Below are 17475 nucleotides of genomic sequence, written 5' to 3'. Positions count from 1 at the left end.
TCATCGGGGTACTTCTTCGGTGCTGCCACGAATGACTCCTTCCATCGTCCTATCGGACCATGCACAGAGCCCTCCGAGAAAGCGGCGGAACCTCACGGCTTTGTCGAAGCAAGCCACTGGCCCTGGGCCGATGCCGGGCAGCGCCCCCGGCACGCCACTACGATCGTGGCCTCGACCGCCTGAGTGCCAGCCACGTCCCTACGACCAGGAATCGCAGTGGAAGGGCTGGGTAGGCCAGTGGTTACCTACGCCCGAAACACACCCTGGTCTCCCTTGTCCGCGCGCCGGAACGCGCGGACAAGTTCGAACCCCAGTTGATCCTGGCTTAGGGCACCGTGATGGTGTTGGTGTCCAGGGTGACTGCACCGTTGCGGGCCAGTGCGCGTCCGGACACGGTGGTTTCGGTCTGCACTGTGATCGAGGTCAACGCCATGATGGTCCCGGCGAAGGTGGTGTTGGTGCCCAGGGTCGCTGAGCTACCCACCTGCCAGAAGACATTGGAAGGCGAGGCTCCGTTGATGAGGTTGACGGTGCTGTCCGACGCGGTGATCAGTGTCGATCCGGCCTGGAAGATGAACACCGCGTTGGGGTTACCTTGCGCATCGAGGGTAACGGTGCCGGTCAAACCCATTGCGGCGGCCATGTTGTATACACCCGAAACCAGGGTTAGTCCGCCGATGTCCGCTGGCACCCCGATGGCGGGGGTCCGGCCGGCAGCATCGTTGTAGGCGGTCGTCAGATCAGTTTGGGCTTGGACCGCGACTGCGTCCGCGACCTGCTGCGTTCCATTGATCACTGTTCCCGGCGGAAACCCGGTTACTGCGCTGCCGGGGCTGAGCCCCAGATCGCCGGAGACGACCGAAGCGCCGGTGTTGGTGACTGTGGCACCCGCCAATACCGCGAACGATGAGGCTGTCCCCAAATTGACCGGAGTCAGACCCGAAACGTAGGTGTAGGAGACTCCGTTGCTGGTGCCACCGACGGTGGTGACGGTGACCTGTACCGTGCCGGTCCCGGCCGGGGCGACCGCCGTGATCTGCGTGGCGGAGACGACCGTGAACGACGTCGCCGGCGTGGCGCCGAAGGAGACCGCGGTGGCCCCGGTGAAGCCCGTACCAGTGAGGGTGACCGTATTGCCTCCGGCCGCTGGATCTGAAGTCGGACTGACCGAGGTCAAGGCAGGGACCGCGACGTAGGTGTAGACAAGGCCGTTGCCGGTACCGCCCGCGGTGGTGACGCTGACGCCCACCGGTCCCTCCGCTGCGCCCGCCGGGACGACGACGGTCAGCACGCCGTCGTTGACCACAGTCGGAGTCGCGGAGTTGGCACCGAAGCTCACCGCGGTGGCGGTGGACAGGCCGGTTCCGGTGAGGTTGACCGTGTTGCCGCCGGCGATGACGCCCGAGGCCGGGGACAGGCCGGCCTTGAATGGTGGGCCGATGTAGAAGAATGACCGTGGGTTGCTGGTCCCCCCCCAAGGTGGTCACGGTCACACCGACTACGCCTGTCCCGGACGGGGAGATGACCGTGACCGACGTAGGCGTGTTGGCCGTGATGGTGGCCAGCTTGGAGCCGAAGTGCACGGCGGTGGCGCCGCTGAGGTTCGTGCCGGTGATCGTGACGATGGTCCCGCCTCCGGTCGACCCCTGGTTGGGAGAGATAGGCATGAGGTGCCTTCCTTGTTGATGTGTGCGTGCATGCCGACCGAGGCCAGGCAGGGCCGCGTGCACTGCCGTGCGTGACGGTGGTTGTCGGATGGAGTCCTCGGCCGATGCGTCTGCTGGTGGCAGCCGGGGCCGTCCGCCAATGAAGCCGCCGCCGCCTTGACAGGGGCGCAGTTGTCCGGGGTGTCGCCGGCAGTGCAGGCATGCATGATCACGCCAGCTGAATTCGACGTGGATGCCACTGCCAATGACGGTGTTGCCAACGACGATGCCAGCGGTCGGTAATGCGATCACTGTTGCCGGTGACCGAGTCGTATTTCGCGTAGTGGCGTCGCCGGTTTCGCGCTGCCGCCTTGCTCACAATTTGAATCGTCTACATTTTGCCTCACGGAATTGAAACGGAAATCAACTCATCTCCAAGGGTACGCAGCCAAAAACTCGAGCGCCATGCCGAATTCAAATTGCAACCGCGAGTCGTGACGGAATACGGACTCGGCCCGAATGGCTATTGCATGAATTTCGGCGACATATTCCCATGAATTTTGACGGCGTTTTCCCGCGAATTCTGACAGCACTTTCAGGTCGAGTTGTTCGCGAATTTCGACGGCCTCAGTGAGGAGTGCCGGCTCTGAATTCGAGACGTTTGTTCACCCGCGCACGGTCCGGGCCATCCGATGAATCCGACCGTGGCTTCGGCGGGCCGGTCGTCGTTGAGCAATTGCAGCTCGGCGGGTTCGACGGCATCGTCGGGGGTGAGTCCGAACTCCGATGCCGTGGCGCGGGGAACCCGGCAGCCTCGAGAGTCGTTCGGAGCGGCGCCGGGCTGTCATCCGGGGGTCATTCGCAGCTGTGGTTTGCGTTTGTGGTTATCGGCACCGCACTACCCGACCCCGTGCTTGTGCTCGATTGCATGCTTGGACAGTCCCGCACGAAGACCCTGGCGGATCGCCACATACAGCTCGACTTGGACATGTCAGACATCGGCACGGTTTCCTGCTTGCGCACTCTATAGTCACACTATTTAGCCGACGGTGATGCCCAAATCCGTAAACATCGACTCCGCAATACGCCCGTCGAGATTTGTGCGCAACCGCCGTCACTGTTGATGAACAGGGAACCAGCCTAGGTGGACCCCAACACCGACCACGGCTACGGGGATGTCCCAGTCACCGAACACCTCCCGGCCGCCCGGGAACTGCCCACCATCGGCCCCCTACTACGCGACCCGCAACCGGACATGGCAAACCCCGGGTCGGCCCATTCACGAACGGAGCGGCTGCGCTGCGCGGCGCTGGGCGCCCCGTCCTCGCTCCGCTACGGGCGGGCCGCTGCTGGCGCACAACCAGGGTGGGACACGACCCGCCACAACCTGTCAGTCCGCAATATTCAACCGGAGCTGACACTGTGTCGCATTCCGTGCAGCGGAATCGCGGCATATAGCGTTGCCGCCTGAGCTTGTCATTTACACGCAGGTGGGGCTGAGGGGCAATGCGCGAAGGAGCGCGCGAAGCTGGAGGGTGGGCCTTCCCGGCCGGGAGCGTTCATCCCTCAGTGCAACGCGAACGGTGTTTACAAGCGGATCCAGTCCAACTTCCTCGTCGCCGAGGTCGGCGGCGTGCTGGTCGGCAGCAGCGACATCCGCCACCACCTCACCGAGAAGCTGACACGGTGGGGCGGGCACATCGGCTACATCGTCGATCCCCGTCACCGCCGACGCGGGTACGGGACGGAGATTCTGCGCCAAACACTATGTCTGACAGTCGCTCTCGGCATTCGTCCCGCTCTGCTCACCTGTCGGGCCGACAATGCCGGATCTAGCCGGGTCATCCACGCATGTGGTGGTGTCGTGTCCGCCCAGACCCACGACGGCATCTGCTCGTACTGGATCTAACCCTGGTTGCCCGGGCCGGACGCGGCGGCGTTCCTGGGGAATCCTCCTTGAACACAAGCACTTGACAGGGAAGTTGTCAGGTGGCGTTGATGACGAGGGTGCTGTGTGGTTCCGATCTGCTTTGCAACGTGCCGGCTGCGGCTGTCACCACTCCGAGCGCTCGACAGGTGGCATGAGAGTGTGTTCGCCAATCGTCTGTGCTCCGCTCCTCCCGACCGACCGACCCGGACATCAAGCGTCCGAGTCCTGGCTGTCGCGTTTATCCAATACTGCGACTCGATCGGCCTGGTTGCCTTGAACCGCATGGCCACGGCCTGTAAGTACTCGATTCACACTGGCCGACCGGTCCGAACCTCGACCTCCGGCCGAACCTCGACATAGGAGCCCCTTCTTTGCCACCCAACCTCGCCCTGAAGGCAATGAACATCGCGCACCGCGGCCTGCTCCGGGCCAGCGGCGGGAAATTGGGCAACTCCTTCAGCGGCATGCCGTCGCTGGAACTGACCACGGTCGGACGGAAGTCGGGGCGATCGCACACGGTGATGCTCACGGCCCCGCTGGTCGACGGCGACACGATCGTCGTCGTGGCGTCCCGCGGTGGTGATCCGGTCCACCCGGCGTGGTATCTGAATCTGCGGGACCGGCCCGAGGTTGACGTGTCGTTCCGCAGCGGCCCCCGTCGATGCATGACCGCCCGGATCGCGACTGTGGAGGAACGCGCCGAGCTATGGCCGAAAGTGATCGCGAGATATGACGGCTACGCCGCCTATCAGCAGCGCACCACTCGCGAAATTCCGCTGGTCCTGCTGACCCCGAGGGACTGAACAGATCCAATGCAGACCGACCGCGGCTTTCAGTCACGAACCCGACGCGGCGGGCGACCGGCATTGGTCCCGGTAGTAATCGCGGAAAAACAACGGATAGTGCGTCACGAACGCGGAGCGGGCTCGAGATGTAGGAGGAGCTTCTTGAAGCGGTGCTGCGTGAGAGATGGAGGATTCTCGGCCCTCCAGTGTCGCCCTGCATGGGGGAGGCACTAAACCACCCTCTGCTGCGTTAGCTGAAGACTGTCGTGGTGAGCGATGAGGGAAAAGGCGTCCGTTGGAGGCGTCAGGTGGGGATCAGGAAGGCGTTGCGCTGAAAGCCCTTGCGGGGGTTCGCTGTTGAAGCGTCGAAATGTTTAGGACGACATCGAAACCTGGGTCTTATCCGACCTTGGGATGAGTCTGGCGGGAACCTGCTTACTGGCCAGATGGTGTCCGGCGTGAAGGCGGCGCGAGCCTGATCTGCTGCTCGTGCGGGGAACGTGGGAAGGCCCGTTCCGATACTTCTGCCTGCGAAGATGATTCGCGGTCGGAGAGAGGGAGCATCCCAAGCGGAGAACCCGCGAGGGACTGAGTACCGATGCGGGACGGTGCCGACGGACTGGCTCGTAGTAGCTGGGAAGTTCCTGCCTGGCGCGGTGGGAATGGAGCCAAGGGGCCAGGTCATAAACAAGCCAAACGCGACGGCCTGGTCGATATCGACTACGCCCGTGTACGCGGCTGGCAAGCTCTCTACAAACAGGTCGAAGACGAGCTCAAAGACCCATGCGCACTTGCTTTCTCGAACTGGCACTCCCTCGTCGAGATGTGCGACGCGGGGGTGGTTTGGCGGCGCACAGTTCAGATCCAGGTGTTGGTGTCGATGTCCCAGACGCGCCATCCAGATACTTCGCCGATGCGTATGGCGATGCACAACGCCGACCACGCCGTGTGGGACACCATCTCCTCCCCCGATCGCCAAGCCGACAGTGAATGGCATCGAGCCCGCGAAGCTCAACGTGAAGCTCGCCACCGATTCATCGACGAAGCCCGCCGATCCCTCCATCTCGGGCCGGGAAGATCGATCGCCCGTTACGGGGGCCCGCCAATTCAGCCCTCGGGCCAGCCCGGCGACTCCGGTCACGCCGTCGGACGACCAGAGCGAGCAGTACGGTCGCATGGCACGACGCCGCAGACTCATGTGGGGCTGATTTTCACGGGGCAGAAGCCCTTCCAGCGATGGACCCAAGTGTGCCCCCGTCCCCCAGAACCGTGAGCCCGGCAGCCGGCCTCGCAAGCGAGAAACCTCACCCGATGAGTATGAACCGCTCACCACAGGCTATAGTTGATCAAGAGCGTGACATGTCACGCCAAGCGTCGTAGATCGCATTCGCAACCAGCGCTTGCCGCATCCGTTCTTCTTACGGCGATCGATTTTGCCCATCGGCAATCTCGCCATTCGTGCCCCCGGTGCGGACCCGGAGGTCCGCAGACGGCTCGGGCACCACCTGATGCCCGAAAGGCGCCGCAATACCTATGACTTCTGCTGACATCTCTTTTGCCGCGCTCGGCGTGAGCGCACCCCTTGTGAAGGCGCTGACTCGCGCCGGAATCACCGAACCTTTTCCAATTCAAACCGACACCCTGCCCGATTCGCTGGCCGGACGCGATGTGCTGGGCCGTGGCCGAACCGGCAGCGGCAAGACGCTCGCGTTCGCCATTCCGATGGTCAACCGTCTCGGCGGCGGTCTCGCCGGTAGACGCGCACCCAGCCGCCCCACCGGTCTCGTGCTGGCGCCGACTCGGGAACTGGCCACCCAGATCGCGGCCGCGCTGGAACCCCTCGCCGCGGCCTATCGGATGACCGTCACCACCATTTTCGGTGGCGTCCCACAGAACCGGCAGGTCCGGGCGCTGCGCGCCGGCGTCGACGTTGTCGTCGCCTGCCCCGGCCGGCTCGAGGATCTGATGAACCAGCGCCTGATCTCGCTGGATGCCGTCGAGGTCACCGTTATCGACGAGGCCGACCACATGGCCGACCTCGGCTTCCTGCCCGGCGTGACCCGCATTCTCGCGGCCACCCCGAATGATGGTCAGCGCCTGCTGTTCTCGGCCACTCTGGACAATGGCGTCAACAAGCTGGTCAGTCGCTTCCTGCCGGATGCCAAGCTGCATTCCGTCGATGAGGCGAACTCCCCGGTCGCCGCCATGACCCATCACGTTTTCGAAACCGCGAGCGTCGAAGCCAAGCGCGAGATCGTACACAGGCTCGCTTCGGGCTCCGGCCGGCGAATCCTGTTCATGCGCACCAAACATCAGGCTCGCAAACTGGCCAAGCAGCTGACCCTCGCCGGAATTCCGGCTGTCGACCTGCACGGCAACCTCTCGCAGGGCGCCCGCGACCGCAACCTCGCGATCTTCGCCGCCGGTGACGCCCGGGTGCTGGTGGCGACCGATGTGGCCGCGCGCGGCGTGCACGTCGACGATGTCGAGCTGGTCGTACACGTGGACCCGCCCGCCGAACACAAGGCATACCTGCACCGTTCGGGCCGTACCGCACGGGCCGGCAACTCAGGTGAAGTGATCACCCTGGTGCTGCCCGGCGAACGACGCGACCTGGCCGACCTCATGCGCAAGGCCAAGATCACTGTCACCCCGCAACGGGTCACCGCCGATTCGCCCGTGGTAGCCGAGATCGTCGGCACGATTGCCTCATTCGTCGCCCCCTCATACAGTGAGCGGGCAGCACGTGAAGACGACCGCCGCAGCAGCGGTGGACCGCGCCAAAACAGCGGCGGACCTCGCCGGAGCAGTGGCAGACCGCGCCAAGGCGGCGGCCGTCGCAACGGCAGCGTGGCACAAGGCCAGTCGCGCGCCAAGCCGCGCGCTCACTCCGCGCGCCGAGCGGCCGCATAGGGCCGACTTCGACAAAAGTACTGCCCCCGCGAAATGCGCCACCGCTTCTTCCTGAGCATCGCGCCACGTGAACCAACCGGGTATGTCCTGCCAGCGCTGCACGGGGACGTCGGCATCTTGTTTGCGCGGATTCGCCTGCATGTCACGACATTACGGTGTGCCCGAAACCCAGCGCGGCACATCGAGCATGTCGGCCATCCGGTCATGTCGCTGCACGAGGGTTCTCGCTTCAGATCTGTCCGGCCGACCAGGTTCTCTAGCTCGGGCGTCCAAGCTCTACCAACACAGTGCATCAGCCGTCTCAGGGTAGGCGTTGGTGATGTCGCGATTCACCGAAGTAGCCACGCCGACCTCCAGAATCACACACTTCGTCAAGGGCTATCAATCCAAAAACCATGCTGCACCCACCATCTCGCGTGTGGTCGTCATTCCGGACGGTGGCGGAGGAGACGCTGAGTCGTTGGGCGGCGGACGGGCGCGCTATACGCCGGTGGCGACGGTCAAGGCGCGAAGGGCTTGCGCCTTGACCCCCGTCTGGCACCGCCGGCGTAGCTGGAGTGCGCCCACCGCCCAACGACTCATTGCGAGGTCCGGGACGGCTTGAGCGCTCGCCGTCGGCGGGCGGCGACGAACCGAGGGATTCGGTTTGTTCGCTCCAATCTTGTTCTCAGCGCAGGAGTGTCCGGTGTCTTCTAGTGGTGATCCCGGTGATTTTATTGCCGCTGTTCCGGCAATGCTCGGCTTGGTTCCTGAGCGGTCTCTCGTCGTCATGATTGTGGCCGATTCCGCGTGCAGGGGACGGTCCACCCGGCCGCAGCACCGGGAAGGGCATGCGTCCCGGTGCCGAGCACGTTTGCCCGACATACAGACCGTACGTACTTCGCGGGGTGCTGTGGCGACAGGTTTCACTGCGGCTGTTCGTCATTGACTTCGGGCGGAACTGGACGATTCGTCGCACAGGGAGGCTTGCCGGTCCTTGACCCCGGGTTCCAATTGCGGCCTTAGCGTGCCTGCTTTCGGTGATGCCTCGATTCACGAACTCGCACGCCGCTTATTCGCGAAATACACCACTCCCGCGTGATCAGCCCGTGCCCGCCATCCGGAGTCGCCGCGAACGGAGCGGGCAGATACAGCACCGGCAGCACCTCACCGATCAACGGCCGCTTCTCCCGCGCGATACGATAACGGATCTCGGCCACCTCGGGCACATCATCCAAAATCTCACCGCCGTCGCGCCGGACGTACCGATACGGTTCGAGCCGCACCGTCCGAATCGCCGTCCGCGCCCATCGGAACAGCACACACTCGCTCGCCCCGGCCGCGCGTACTCCACCAACCCCACACCATCACACCAGAAGACGAACTGCTCATCCTTCACTGAGCTGTGATACCCGGCCTCCACACTCCACTGACCGATGTCTCGTCACCACGCATCGAGCGATTGAACCATCGCACTTCGCACTCTGCGGCAATTGCGGTGACGATGACGGCGACCGGGTCCACAAGCACACTTCCCCCGACAAGACCGCTGGCCGGTATCGGCCATTTGCCGGAAGCCGACCGCCGCCGACCCTGTTCGTCTTGGGAGTGTCCGACGCCATTGCCGGAACGCGCACTGTAATGCCGATGACACGGCGTTCGGGGCTGCCAGTTGCCCCTGGCGTGCCACCAAACACCGCACTGGGGCTTTCGATGCGCGCCGAAGTCGCCCCAGGCGGGTCAGCTGCGGGTGATCAGTCCGTCGGCGGGGACGCCGGTTTTTCGGGACCGTGACCCCGTCCGCGGTGCGGTGAACCGGTTTACGAGTCGTTGGGCTCCACCCATTGGAACCTGTGGTTGCGCAATGGGAGCTGGCTCAGGTCGACGCGGTCGAGAGTCATCGTTACCGGGTGGCCGTTCAATGATCCGCTCAGGCGCAGATGGTCGGCGCCTTCTTTCTGGAAGGTGAATGTTGCCAGCGGTTTCGGCCTGGCGTTGCTCTGGTCGGACAGTTCGATGCGGTGGGCTGCGGCGGCGATCGTGACCTGTACATCGACAAGGCTGTCGTCCATGCGCTGATAGGTGGCCGAGCCGGGCTCATCGAAAACCAGCCTGCGCCAGCGGGTTCGGTCGGTTGTCAACGGCGGGACGTCGGTGCCGTCCCTGGTGAAACTCGTGACGGTCCAGATGCCGTACACCGGCGACTGCGGTGGATGTTGCTCGCGCCAGTAGTCGATGCTCAGGGGGATGAAAGTGGTGGCGACCCAGATTCCCAGCAACACTTGCGCACCTGCGGCTACCCATCGAGATCGCTTGGTGTGGAACGGATATGGCGCAGTAGATACACCGGCGGGCCGGTCAAGAAACAGCACGTTCACCAAACGCCAGGCCTCCGGCGCCAGCAACATCAGCGACATCAGCAACAGGTGCCCGGACAGGGTCCGGACATGCACGCCGAAGCACAGATCCATCACGAACACCATCGCCATGTCGACCATCACCAAGAGCGCGCCCGCAATCCTGGTCCGTGGGATGAAAAGCAGTATCCCGCCCAGCACCTCGGCGGCGCCGAGCAGTGCCTCGTAGGGCAGTGAGACGCCGACCTGATTCCACAGCACATCCAGCGGAATGAAGTCCCCATACGGTGTGAGCAGGGTGCGCAGCGCAGGCGCGGGCATTTGTATCGGAATCAGTTTCGCCAGACCGTAATTCATCATCGCCCCGGCGACGCACATCCGGATGAACACGAAGAACCAGCCCGCCAGCCGACGATACTCACGCCGTCGGTCCAGCAGTGTCCACACCGCGGCACCCACCACGCTGACCACCAGGATGCAGAACAGCAGCACCCAGAAGATGAGGTGGTCGCGGCCGCCGGTCGTCACCAACGGAACGTCAGTGGCGCCGAACACCTGTTGCCCCACCCATTGCAGGAACGGCTGTAGCAGCTGCGTCTGCCAGGTCGCGGGATCCGGGAGCGACGGCCACTCGGGGACGAGCCACCCCACGAGATTCGAGAGCATCTTCGGATACAGCAGACAGTACAGTCCGAAATACAGGAAACAGAACCGGAATGCAATGCGGGTGAGCGGATTCCAGCGTGTAGGACCAGCCCGATCCGGTGTGTCCTGCGCGGTGATCGTGCTGATGGCACCCCCTTGCCACCATTCGAATCGGCCGCGCTGGAGTGTTGCCGGTGTGTGGACACCGGCCGTCATGCTGTGGCGGGACTGTACCGGCCCGCTGCTCGTACGTGGCATATTCGCTTCACCTCGAGGTGTCTCGTGGCACGGTAGTCGATCTTGATTGCTGTACTGTAGCTGACGAAGAGGATGTGGAGGCCGCTGTCTCCGTTGAGGAGTCGGCGCCGATCGCCGACTGGGATTGCACCACCAAGCTGTTCGACTCATTCCAACGCTGAGGAGATCCGCATGTCCCGAACTCCGAAATCTCGCGCCAAGCTCGCAGCGCTCATCGGTGGAGCGGCACTGGCCGCTGCTGCGGTCTTTTCGGCGGTTGCCGAGGCGTCGCCTGTCCCGGCAAGTCCCTCGGGTGCGGCCGGTCCGGTCCTGGCGCCGGGCGATAACGACGGCAGCAAGGACCCTCAGTGCAAAGGCGGGAACAACGGTAAGGACCAGGACAGCGACGATCAGTGCACAGGCGAGGACAAAGACAGGCACCGCCACCGGCACCGCCACCGGCACCGGCAGTGACTTGATCTCAAACCGCTGCCCAGCAACGTTGCTCGGTGTATCCAGGTGCCGGTAGATGGTAGGCCGGGTGACGCCGAACTCGGCGGCGATCTGCGTCTGCGTTTGCCGCCGCGTCGAGCCCGTCCTACATCTGCCGGTCCAGTTGCACCTGACGGCAACCGAGCTTCGGTTCTGGTCGCCGGTGCGTCCGCGGACGCACCGGCGACCAGGCCGTCGCGGGTGCGTTCGGACATCGTGTCGAAAACCCAGCAGCTGCGTCGATCTGGTGGTGCTCGATCAGGGCATCGATACCTCGACCGCGATTGGGCGCATGTCCTTCCAGGTCCTCGGCGCCATTGCCGAATTCGAGCATGCCCTGTGCCGCCTGATCGGCCGTGTGCTCGCCGACATCAACTCGCGAACGGGCGGGTAGTCTCACCGTCAGCAGGATCACGTCACTGGGCGTGGCGATGTCTTCACTGCCGCCGACGGATACGCCGGGCCGTCGACGCTGGTTCCGGTGTGTCCGTGGCCGGTACCAGGGGATAGCGGCGGCGTTGGGGCACAATCGGGCGATACGGCTACGTCATGGACCGGAGGAGGCTCTGCTGTGGGATCTGCGTCGTCGCAATCGGGGGGTCATGTCATCGCTTCACCGTTCGATGGCACGTTTCACCGGGCGGCGAACCCCTACGACTCTCCGTTGGTGCGGGTCGGCGATCACGTCAGCGAGGGGTCGGCGGTGTGCACCATCGAGGCTATGAAACTGATGAACGAGATCGAGAGTGACATCGACGGAACGGTGGTGGAGATCCTTGCCACGGACGGTGAGGCGGTCGAGTTCGGTCAGGCCCTGATAGTCATCCGTCCCTGAACTTTGCGGGGTGGATACCGTTGGGGTCCGCGCGCGCCCGGCTCGTGATGGGTTGTGCTCGATCGTTCACTTTTGTCCCCTCCGCTGTCGCTGGGAAGGTTGTCTCTGATAGTCAGAAGCCGTCTTGTGCGCGGTGTCGTGCTGTCGGGTACTGCGATCCTGTTGTCCTGGCCACCGTGGTCAGGACCGACCGTCGGTGCCGTCCGCGGGGACGATCGACAGCAGTCATTCCGATAGCGATCCCCGATTCCGTGGTCAGGTCCGGAGGCCCGGCCACACGGCGAACAAGTCGAGTGGTCCTTCAACCCATTTGCCCGAACCCCATGTGCACTGCGCGTACGCCGATTTTTTGATGAATCGGGGGTCGCCGTCGCGTCCCATGAAGGCCGCGTTGAGGTCGCTGTGCATTTCGGAGGGCATACCTGGCCATACATGAGCGATGGTCCGTACGTCATCGACGAGCGCTCCGTCGCCCCATCGGCATTGCACGTATTTGTCTTCGCGGAAGAAGCGTGGATCGCCGTCGGGTCCCATGAGTGCGGTGTCGACGCGGTAGCCCAGGCCTTTCAGTCCTGGCCATACCTCGGAGATCTTTCTTACGCGTCCGACGAGCTTTCCAGTTTTCAGGTCGCATTCGGCGTACCAGTCGCCTTTGAAGAATCGAGGGTTCCCGTTGTTGGTGCCGAGGATGACGGCGTCGAGGTCTGAGTGCATTTCCGTGGGGAGTCCCGGCCATGCGTCCTTGATCGGTGTCGCGTATCCGTTACGTGTGCCATGGGTCCAGTCGAGTTCGAGATAGCGGTCGCCTCCGAAAAACCATGGAGTGCGGTTTCTACCGAGGACTGCTGCGTCGACTTGGCTCAGCGATCCACTGGTGCCTCCGATGAAAGTCGCGGTCCACGTGGGGTCGTTGTCGACCCAGCGCGCCTTGTAGAATTCCTTCCAACCCACAGTGCGGCTACCGGTGGGGCGGTAGAACTCGATGTGGTCCGACGAATAGTCGCCGTTCGGCTGGTCGTGCCGCAGTAGGGTGATCTGCTGCGATTGTGGATGAATGCCCAATCCCTTCACCTCGAACAGCGCAGCGATTTCTGCTGGCGCCTCGTAAAACGTTCCATTTGCCACGTTGAACGCGACAACCTTGACGTCGGTGGTGACAAGGAAGTCGCGAGATCCGGGGATAGGTGCGATGTCATGTGGTGATTCATACCAGCCCGGAAAGGCGCGGAAGTGATCGGAAATCTGGTCGAGCGGCCGCGGATCGGTGGGTACGGTGAACTCATCGGAGATTGTGAGCGGCGGATCGGCCGCGTAACCGTGCCAGGCGTACTTGCGCAGCAGACCGCTACCGCCCGCGGTCTGGGGTCCGGTGCCTTGTCTGCCGACGGCCCACAAGGTTTGGGTGGTTTCGTCCCACAACACACCATGTGCATCCAGCAGCCGGTCGTGCCAATCGGCCAGCTGAGTGCCGGCGTGGACGAGGTGCTGACGGTGCATGGTCAACGCCCCGGCCGTACCGCGGCCGTCGTCGACCGTACCGTGCGGAGCCGCGCCGACAACCACCCCGTCGGGAAGCAGTTCAGCCGAGTGGATGCTGGATTGCGCTGCCGCGTCCAGGATCAGTTGTCCGTCGGGGTAGTCGACGACCAAGACCGTGCTCGAGCCGCCGGCGACGACGAATTGCTTTCCGTGAACGTCTTGCCTCATCCTGACGTCGGTGGGGCCGCCCCAGTTGCTCTTGGTCCAGGACCACAGCGGAGTGTGCCAGTCGTTCTTCGCGGTGTCGAATACGTAGATTTGATTCGCCGAAGCGATGACGAGGCTCATGGTGGAGAGTCTGTCGGCCGCGACACCGACCCGGCAGTGAGACTTACGGGAATGTAGTGACTCCGTTACAGACAGCCGCATACGCCGGCATGCGCGGCGCGTCCCTCCGGAAAAGGTCTTCTTTACCGCTATGAGACTTTCGGACGATGGCTGGGAGCTGGTGGTAGCGATGGTGGTCCGGCACGACCGAGCCGCTCACATCCCGCCTTTCTGGAATCCGAGTATTGTGAACCGATCGCATCATTTACGATGAGATTGGTCCCCTTACCCATACTGTATCGCCGTAGCGATCGGCGCGGGCACTTGCGGGAGTGCAAGTGCGGTTGCCGGCATATCGTGCCGCTGAGGTCAATATCTACTCGTGGCATGGCAGGCTCCTTCAAGTGATGTGTAAGACGGGTTTTCGCCCGAAGGCGTGGACGGGGCCGGCTGGTGTGGCAGACGTCTGATCCTGAGGCTCGGTGCGAGCCGTCGCGGACCTGGATGGCCAGTGCACGGTTGTGTCCGCGTGGCATGTCGCCACCGATGGGGCCGACCGTGGTTGCCTCCGACTGGGGGCCGGCGACAACTTCCGCCGCCGCCGTGGACCGGTTAGCCCGGGCGCCCGGTTGTGCTGATTCGTTGCGAAGTGTGGCCTTGTGGACCTTGCCGGACGGAGTCATGGGAAGGTTCGGCCTGATGATGATTTCTTTGGGAACCTTGTAATCCGCGATTTTGTCCGAGCAGAAATGCTTGAGGTCGTTTTCGGCGAGCTGAGCGTCTGGCGTGAGGACAACGTAGTAGCGGCCGATCTCGCCGAGCACCGGATCGGGTACGCCGATGCCGGCCGTCATGAGGACCTGGGGATGCTCCGCCAGTATGTTCTCGACTTCGATCGGGTAGATGTTGTATCCGCCTTGGACGAACATGTCCTTGGCCCGGCCGTGCAGGGTGATGAAGCCGTGGTTATCGGTCCAGGCGATGTCGCCGGTGCGCAGCCAGCCGTCGTCACTGATGGTGTCGGCCGTTTCCGCGGGCATGTTGTGGTAGCCCGCCATGACCGAAGGGGTTCGGAGCAGGAGTTCGCCGGTTTCTCCGACGGCGACTTCGGTCCCGTCTGCATCGGCGATCTTGATCTGCACGGTCGGAAGCGGCCGTCCGATCGCGCGCACGGTCGTTTCTGTGTCGGCGCCCCAGGGGGTCATCACGACTGCACCCGAGGACTCACTGAGCCCGTAGAGGTTCATCACGGTGGCGTTCGGAAAGGAGCTGGTCAAACGTTCCAGCAAGGCTGGTTCCGCGTTGGCGCCGCCGGTGACCACGAGCCGAACCGCAGCGGTGTCGACGGTGGTGAACCGGGATTGGTTGAGTAGCAGTGTGTGCATGGTTGGTACTCCGACCCAGATCGTGAGGTCAGCTGTGTGGAACAGGTTGGCGGCGGCTGCGGCCTCGAAGGTCGGCAGCAGAACGGTGCGGGCGCCGGTGACCAGCGCGGCGAGTACGCAACAGGTGATGCCGCTGACGTGGTTGAGCGGTACGGCGACCGGTAACGTGTCGCGGGGGCCGAGCCGCATGTGCCCCGCTTGCGCGGTAGCGGCCGCGAGTTGGCCGCCATGCGTCAGAACTGCTCCTTTGGGCCGTCCGGTTGTCCCGGACGTATAGATGATCATGACCGGATCGTCTTCGCGGACCGCATCCTGGGCTTCGGCGAGCAGCACGGTGTCCGCCGGTGTGGACCAAAGCTCATCGAGCACGTGGTCGCCGCCCGCGCCGAAGGTCACCACGGCTTCCAGCTGTGGAAGACGATTTCGCAGGCCGGCCAGCATGCCCAGAAAGTCGATGTCCTCGCTGGACGGCACGGTGACCACCACACGTGTCCCGGAATCGCTGAGGATACGGGCGAACTCGTTTTCCCGGTATCGGACACTGAGCCCGACCACCACCGCGCCGATTTTGGCCGCCCCGAAGTACACAGCGAGCCAGTCGGGTGTGTTGGGCCCGTTGACGGCGATGCGATCACCCCGCCGGATGCCCAGCCGCAGCAACCCGCCAGCGACCCGGTCCGACCATGCATCCATCTCAGCGAACCGGATTTTCCGGTCGTCCACTATCCAGCCCACAGTGTCCGAGGCAGTGGTCGCCGCCCTGTGGAGGACGTCGTGAATACGCTCCACGGAAGTACTCCTCTCGTTACGCGTTCGACGCGAGGTGTGTGGTCAGAAAGTCGATCTGATCTACAACGATCTGCTCGACGGCCGGCGGATGGTAGACCGTGAAGTGGTCGGCGTCGTAGTGTTTCAGGATGGCCAGTGGTGCGGTGGCGGCCACCCGCCCCGCGATGGCGGGGTCGATCAGATTTTCTTGCTCGCAGGCGGACACCAGCAGCGGGCAGCGCACACGTGGTGCGGAGGACGCGGCGTTGTAGAACAACATGCCCAGTCCCGAGGCCGCCGTGATCCGGTTATCGAAGCGGTAACCAGATGGTGTCACCGACTGCCACCCTTCGAGGGCACCGGGCTGGTTCACGAACGCCAGATCCCCGGGCTTTCCGACCAATTGGACGTAACGGCGCGGCCGACCGAGAGCGGCGCGGATCAGGTCGGAAACGATCGGAACCGTGAACCGCAGCAGATGCCGTACCCCCGCCCGTGACACGACGGCACGCCCGCTGAAGATAGGACACTGAACCACCGCGGCGCGAAGGTCATCGTGGCGGGCGGCTGCAGCCAAGACGTGGCTAGCGCCGAATGAGGTGCCCCACAGCGCGATCCGGTGTGCGTCCAATTCCGGGCGGGAGCGGGCGAAGGCCAGGGCGGCGTCGACATCCTCGGCATAACGGCGCTGACTCACCAGCTGGCGCGGCTGGCCACCGGATTCTCCGAGGTGGCGGAAGTCGAAGGCCACCACCGCGAGACCCGCTTCGGAGAACCACTTCTCGTACTGGGCGAGCATCATCTCGTGGGTTGCGCCACCGCCGTGGACGAGCACCACAACCGGATGCGGACCTGGGCCCTCCGGCAGGGTCAGCCACACCGCGCACTGGTCGCGGCCGGAAGTGAAGGTAGTGCGAATGGTCATGACACCTCGATATAGGTACGTTGTACGTGAACAAGCTCAGTTAAACACGTACCTTGTACTTAATCAAGGAGGAGTATGCCCGCCCCCAGAAAATTCACGCGCGAGCAGCTACAGGTCGCCGCACTGGCCTTGGTCGACGACCAAGGCCTGGCCGGCTTGACCATGCGCAGTCTCGCGTCGGTGCTGGGCACCGGTCCGATGACGATCTACAACTACGTCGATGGACGTGAGGGCCTGGAGCAGCTCGTTACCGAGGCCGTGATGGCGGAAGCACGCTGGGACTCCGCGCCGTCCATCGACTGGGATGACGAGGTGCTCACCGTCGCCGAGGGAATGTGGCGCGCCGTGCGCGCACATCCTCACGCGATCCCACTGATTCTCACCCGGCGCAGCCTCGACCTGGCGACACTCCGGCCGACCGAAGCCCTATTGCAGGCACTCGCGCGTAGCGGTCGATCCGGGACTGAATTGCTGGTGGCGTTCCGCGCAGTGTCCGGCTTCATCACCGGATACGCGCAAGCCGAACTCGTAGGCCCCCTCTCCGTGGCGCGCGATGAAAACCTCACGACGATCACCGACCGGATCGCAGCCTTGCCGTCCGAGCAATTCCCCAAGCTCATCGAGATCGCGCACGCCGCCGTCTCGAGCGACCCAGCAGCCGAATTTCGCGCCGGGGTGCGCATAATCCTGACAGGACTCAGGGCGTAGGCGTCGCGCCCGCCAACGGTTGCGGCATCAGGATCCTGCCCGACCTACGTTCCGATATGTGTAT

General features: G+C 63.8%; 15 protein-coding genes and 1 pseudogene. 9 read left to right on the top strand and 7 right to left on the bottom strand.

The window, feature by feature from the left end:
- Positions 1 to 325: 325 nt before the first annotated feature.
- Together AB0H00_RS27885 and AB0H00_RS27880 are read right to left on the bottom strand one after the other, a co-directional pair.
- Positions 326 to 1417, bottom strand: a complete 1092-nt coding sequence (locus tag AB0H00_RS27885) for an ice-binding family protein (RefSeq protein ID WP_357272051.1) — start codon at positions 1415 to 1417, stop codon at positions 326 to 328.
- Between the two features lie 67 nt (positions 1418 to 1484).
- Positions 1485 to 1667 (bottom strand): annotated as a pseudogene (locus AB0H00_RS27880) (IPT/TIG domain-containing protein); the annotation flags it as partial.
- A 1123-nt stretch (positions 1668 to 2790) separates the two neighbouring features.
- Between AB0H00_RS27880 and AB0H00_RS27875 the strand changes: the two are divergent.
- The 5 genes from AB0H00_RS27875 to AB0H00_RS27855 all read left to right on the top strand — a co-directional run bounded on the left by AB0H00_RS27875 (position 2791) and on the right by AB0H00_RS27855 (position 8202).
- Complete coding sequence (locus AB0H00_RS27875; protein ID WP_357272042.1) at positions 2791 to 3117, top strand: hypothetical protein; 327 nt, start codon at positions 2791 to 2793, stop codon at positions 3115 to 3117.
- 57 nt (positions 3118 to 3174) lie between these two features.
- The gene (locus AB0H00_RS27870) at positions 3175 to 3555 is read left to right on the top strand and encodes a GNAT family N-acetyltransferase (protein WP_357272050.1); all 381 of its coding nucleotides are present in this window, start codon (positions 3175 to 3177) and stop codon (positions 3553 to 3555) included.
- 392 nt (positions 3556 to 3947) lie between these two features.
- Positions 3948 to 4379 carry a nitroreductase/quinone reductase family protein gene (locus AB0H00_RS27865; protein ID WP_357272040.1) on the top strand — a complete coding sequence of 144 codons (432 nt, stop codon included), beginning with the start codon at positions 3948 to 3950 and terminating at the stop codon, positions 4377 to 4379.
- A 1515-nt stretch (positions 4380 to 5894) separates the two neighbouring features.
- Positions 5895 to 7274: a DEAD/DEAH box helicase gene (locus AB0H00_RS27860; protein ID WP_357272038.1), complete on the top strand. Its 1380-nt coding sequence runs from the start codon at positions 5895 to 5897 to the stop codon at positions 7272 to 7274.
- Between the two features lie 685 nt (positions 7275 to 7959).
- A complete protein-coding gene (locus AB0H00_RS27855) occupies positions 7960 to 8202 on the top strand; it encodes a DUF4192 family protein (protein ID WP_357272036.1) in 243 nt (80 codons plus the stop codon).
- A gap of 73 nt (positions 8203 to 8275) precedes the next feature.
- On the opposite strand, the gene AB0H00_RS27850 is transcribed toward AB0H00_RS27855, so the two are convergent.
- On the bottom strand, positions 8276 to 8539 hold the full coding sequence (locus AB0H00_RS27850; protein WP_357272034.1) for a hypothetical protein: 264 nt from the start codon (positions 8537 to 8539) through the stop codon (positions 8276 to 8278).
- A gap of 534 nt (positions 8540 to 9073) precedes the next feature.
- A complete protein-coding gene (locus AB0H00_RS27845; RefSeq protein ID WP_357272032.1) occupies positions 9074 to 10513 on the bottom strand; it encodes a DoxX family protein in 1440 nt (479 codons plus the stop codon).
- Between the two features lie 171 nt (positions 10514 to 10684).
- Here AB0H00_RS27845 and AB0H00_RS27840 point away from each other — a divergent pair, with 171 nt between their 5' ends.
- From AB0H00_RS27840 to AB0H00_RS27830, 3 genes are all read left to right on the top strand, one after another.
- A complete protein-coding gene (locus AB0H00_RS27840; RefSeq protein WP_357272030.1) occupies positions 10685 to 10966 on the top strand; it encodes a hypothetical protein in 282 nt (93 codons plus the stop codon).
- Between the two features lie 265 nt (positions 10967 to 11231).
- Entirely contained in the window at positions 11232 to 11378 is a 147-nt protein-coding gene (locus AB0H00_RS27835) for a hypothetical protein (RefSeq protein ID WP_357272028.1), read from the top strand.
- A gap of 177 nt (positions 11379 to 11555) precedes the next feature.
- Complete coding sequence (locus AB0H00_RS27830) at positions 11556 to 11819, top strand: biotin/lipoyl-containing protein (RefSeq protein ID WP_357272026.1); 264 nt, start codon at positions 11556 to 11558, stop codon at positions 11817 to 11819.
- A gap of 255 nt (positions 11820 to 12074) precedes the next feature.
- On the opposite strand, the gene AB0H00_RS27825 is transcribed toward AB0H00_RS27830, so the two are convergent.
- From AB0H00_RS27825 to AB0H00_RS27815, 3 genes are all read right to left on the bottom strand, one after another.
- Positions 12075 to 13646, bottom strand: coding sequence for a hypothetical protein (locus AB0H00_RS27825; protein WP_357272024.1), 1572 nt, complete (start codon positions 13644 to 13646; stop codon positions 12075 to 12077).
- A 128-nt stretch (positions 13647 to 13774) separates the two neighbouring features.
- Positions 13775 to 15799 carry an AMP-binding protein gene (locus AB0H00_RS27820; protein WP_357272022.1) on the bottom strand — a complete coding sequence of 675 codons (2025 nt, stop codon included), beginning with the start codon at positions 15797 to 15799 and terminating at the stop codon, positions 13775 to 13777.
- A gap of 16 nt (positions 15800 to 15815) precedes the next feature.
- A complete protein-coding gene (locus AB0H00_RS27815; RefSeq protein ID WP_357272020.1) occupies positions 15816 to 16703 on the bottom strand; it encodes an alpha/beta fold hydrolase in 888 nt (295 codons plus the stop codon).
- Between the two features lie 75 nt (positions 16704 to 16778).
- On the opposite strand from AB0H00_RS27815, the gene AB0H00_RS27810 reads away from it, so the two are divergent.
- On the top strand, positions 16779 to 17411 hold the full coding sequence (locus tag AB0H00_RS27810; RefSeq protein WP_357272018.1) for a TetR/AcrR family transcriptional regulator C-terminal domain-containing protein: 633 nt from the start codon (positions 16779 to 16781) through the stop codon (positions 17409 to 17411).
- Positions 17412 to 17475: the final 64 nt, after the last annotated feature.

Origin of the sequence: Nocardia sp. NPDC023852 (assembly GCF_040639505.1) — a bacterium.
Classification (GTDB): Bacteria; Actinomycetota; Actinomycetes; order Mycobacteriales; family Mycobacteriaceae; genus Nocardia.
This window is presented reverse-complemented; position numbering and strand designations above follow the sequence as displayed.

Excerpts from the sequence above, each read along its gene's own strand:
- AB0H00_RS27860 (WP_357272038.1), top strand. The coding sequence starts at position 5,895 with ATGACTTCTGCTGACATCTCTTTTGCCGCGCTCGGCGTGAGCGCACCC.
- AB0H00_RS27845 (WP_357272032.1), bottom strand. The coding sequence starts at position 10,513 with ATGCCACGTACGAGCAGCGGGCCGGTACAGTCCCGCCACAGCATGACG.
- AB0H00_RS27840 (WP_357272030.1), top strand. The coding sequence starts at position 10,685 with ATGTCCCGAACTCCGAAATCTCGCGCCAAGCTCGCAGCGCTCATCGGT.
- AB0H00_RS27825 (WP_357272024.1), bottom strand. The coding sequence starts at position 13,646 with ATGAGCCTCGTCATCGCTTCGGCGAATCAAATCTACGTATTCGACACC.
- AB0H00_RS27815 (WP_357272020.1), bottom strand. The coding sequence starts at position 16,703 with ATGACCATTCGCACTACCTTCACTTCCGGCCGCGACCAGTGCGCGGTG.
- AB0H00_RS27810 (WP_357272018.1), top strand. The coding sequence starts at position 16,779 with ATGCCCGCCCCCAGAAAATTCACGCGCGAGCAGCTACAGGTCGCCGCA.